This window comes from Ruegeria sp. CDSA221, assembly GCF_059611825.1.
Genome location: NZ_JBXWPK010000035.1, coordinates 1 through 2990, shown reverse-complemented (window position 1 = coordinate 2990; position 2990 = coordinate 1). Strand labels below are relative to the sequence as shown.

Below are 2990 nucleotides of genomic sequence, written 5' to 3'. Positions count from 1 at the left end.
GACCGAAACCCAATGAGCTATAAATCTGACATCGAAATTGCGCGTGAGGCGAAGAAGAAGCCGATTCAGGAGATTGGTGCGAAGATCGGCATCGAATCTGCTGATCTTCTGCCCTATGGCCATGACAAGGCAAAGGTGAGCCAGGACTTCATCAATTCGGTTCAGGGCCGTGAGGACGGCAAGCTGATTCTGGTGACGGCGATCAACCCGACGCCTGCGGGTGAGGGTAAGACGACGACGACTGTGGGTCTGGGTGACGGTCTGAACCGGATCGGCAAGAACGCGATGATCTGTATCCGTGAGGCTTCGCTGGGCCCGAACTTTGGCATGAAGGGCGGCGCTGCGGGTGGTGGTTACGCGCAGGTTGTTCCGATGGAAGAGATGAACCTGCACTTCACCGGTGACTTTCACGCCATCACCAGCGCCCATTCACTGCTGTCGGCGATGATCGACAACCACATCTATTGGGGCAATGAGTGCGAGATCGACATTCGCCGTGTAGCGTGGCGTCGTGTGGTCGACATGAACGACCGCGCGCTGCGTCAGATCACGGCCAGCTTGGGTGGCGTGTCGAACGGTTTCCCGCGCGAGACCGGCTTTGACATCACCGTGGCCTCTGAGGTTATGGCGATCCTGTGCCTGGCCAACGACCTGAAAGATCTGGAAAAGCGTCTGGGTGACATCATCGTGGCCTATCGCCGCGACAAGACCCCGGTTTACTGTCGCGACATCAAGGCCGAAGGCGCGATGACGGTGCTGCTGAAGGACGCGATGCAGCCGAACCTGGTGCAGACGCTGGAAAACAACCCGGCCTTTGTGCATGGCGGCCCGTTTGCCAACATCGCGCATGGCTGTAACTCGGTCATTGCGACCAAGACCGCGCTGAAAGTGGCTGACTATGTGGTGACCGAAGCGGGTTTTGGCGCCGATCTGGGCGCCGAGAAATTCATGAACATCAAGTGCCGCAAAGCGGGTATCGCGCCGTCGGCTGTGGTGCTGGTCGCCACCGTGCGTGCGATGAAGATGAATGGCGGTGTGGCCAAGGCTGATCTGGGTGCGGAAAACGTCGACGCGGTCAAATCGGGCTGCGCCAACCTGGGTCGTCACATCGAAAACGTCAAATCCTTTGGCGTGCCGGTTGTGGTTGGCATCAACCACTTCGTCACCGATACCGACGCTGAAGTGCAAGCCGTGAAAGACTATTGCTCTGACCACGGGGTCGAAGCGGTTCTGTCGCGTCACTGGGAACTGGGGTCGGAAGGCTCGGCGCCGCTGGCCGAGAAGGTGGTCGAAATCGTCGAAGGGGGCACAGCGAACTTTGCGCCGATCTACCCCGACGATATGCCGCTGTTCGAGAAGATCGAAACCATCGCCAAGCGCATCTATCGCGCGGACGAGGTTCTGGCCGACAACAAGATCCGCAACCAGCTGCGTGAATGGGAAGAAGCCGGTTACGGCAACCTGCCGGTCTGCATGGCCAAGACGCAGTATTCCTTCTCGACCGATCCCTCGTTGCGCGGCGCGCCCACCGGCCATTCGGTTCCGGTGCGCGAGGTGCGCCTGAGCGCGGGTGCCGGATTTATCGTGGCGGTCTGTGGTGAGATCATGACTATGCCGGGCCTGCCGCGCAAACCGGCGGCCGAAAGCATCTGCCTCAATGACGCAGGTGAGATCGAGGGCTTGTTCTAAGTCGCCAGATAAGACATCTCGTGATCCGGAGAATGCTCCGGGCCACGAGGAGATCACGATGCCCACTCTGACACCGCCGCAAGACTGCGCAACGATGCAGGATCTGCGGATTCAGATCGACCAGCTGGACCGGCACCTGATCGAGATGCTGGTGAGGCGCGCCAGCTACATTGATCGCGCGTCTGAGTTGAAGCCGGGCGAGGGCCTGCCGGCCCGTATTCCGGATCGTGTTGAAGAGGTGGTGCAAAAGGTGCGTGCCAGCTCTCAGGCGGCGGGGATGGACCCCGATCTGGCCGAGACGCTGTGGCGCATTCTGATTGACTGGTCGATTGCGCGTGAGGAACGTGTGCTCGGCAACGACTGACTGACCGGGCGCCCCAAGCGCCCGATCCGTTTTTGGGAAGAAGGGATCGAAGAATGGTAGCGCAGGTTATCGACGGTAAGGCCTTTGCAGCAACGGTGCGGGCACAGGTTGCCGATCAGGTTGCAAAGCTGAAGGACGAAAATGGCATCACCCCTGGTCTGGCCGTGGTTCTGGTGGGCGAAGACCCGGCCAGCCAGGTCTATGTCCGCTCGAAGGGCAAGATGACCGTCGAGGTCGGCATGAACTCGTATGAGCACAAGCTGGATGTGGACACCTCCGAGGCAGACCTGCTGGCATTGATCGACAAGCTGAATACCGATCCCGCAGTCCACGGCATTCTGGTGCAGCTGCCGCTGCCCAAGCATCTGAACGAAGATCTGGTGATCAATTCGATCGACCCGGCCAAGGATGTCGACGGGTTCCACATCTCGAATGTGGGCCTGCTGGGCACCGGTCAGAAATCGATGGTGCCCTGTACCCCGCTGGGCTGCCTGATGATGCTGCGGGACCATCATGGATCGTTGTCGGGCATGGATGCGGTTGTGATCGGCCGCTCGAACATCGTTGGCAAGCCGATGGCGCAACTGCTGCTGGGCGACAGCTGCACCGTGACCATCGCGCATAGCCGCACCAAGGATCTGCCCGATGTTGTCCGTCGCGCGGATATCGTTGTCGCCGCTGTGGGCCGCCCCGAGATGGTGCCCGGCGACTGGATCAAGGAAGGCGCCACGGTCATCGACGTGGGCATCAACCGCATTGAACGCGACGGCAAGAACAAGCTGGTCGGAGACGTGGATTACGCCAGCGCCGCCGAACGCGCCGGAGCAATCACCCCCGTCCCCGGCGGCGTCGGCCCCATGACAATCGCATGCCTGCTGGCCAACACCCTGACCGCCGCATGCCGCGCAAACAAACTCCCAGAACCAGAAGGCCTGAC

At 60.6% G+C, this 2990-nt stretch carries 3 protein-coding genes; all 3 read left to right on the top strand.

The features are described from left to right. The first annotated feature begins 12 nt into the window (after positions 1-12). Positions 13-1689, top strand: a complete 1677-nt coding sequence (locus tag AC2FJ5_RS21295; RefSeq protein WP_142640425.1) for a formate--tetrahydrofolate ligase — start codon at positions 13-15, stop codon at positions 1687-1689. 58 nt (positions 1690-1747) lie between these two features. Then, the gene (locus AC2FJ5_RS21290) at positions 1748-2053 is read left to right on the top strand and encodes a chorismate mutase (RefSeq protein WP_142640424.1); all 306 of its coding nucleotides are present in this window, start codon (positions 1748-1750) and stop codon (positions 2051-2053) included. Between the two features lie 53 nt (positions 2054-2106). Then, on the top strand, positions 2107-2990 hold an 884-nt coding region (folD, locus tag AC2FJ5_RS21285; RefSeq protein WP_271952851.1), incomplete at its 3' end, for a bifunctional methylenetetrahydrofolate dehydrogenase/methenyltetrahydrofolate cyclohydrolase FolD.

Bases quoted from the DNA above. Each gene is read 5' to 3' on its own strand.
- AC2FJ5_RS21295 (WP_142640425.1), top strand. From the start codon at position 13: ATGAGCTATAAATCTGACATCGAAATTGCGCGTGAGGCGAAGAAGAAG.
- AC2FJ5_RS21290 (WP_142640424.1), top strand. From the start codon at position 1,748: ATGCCCACTCTGACACCGCCGCAAGACTGCGCAACGATGCAGGATCTG.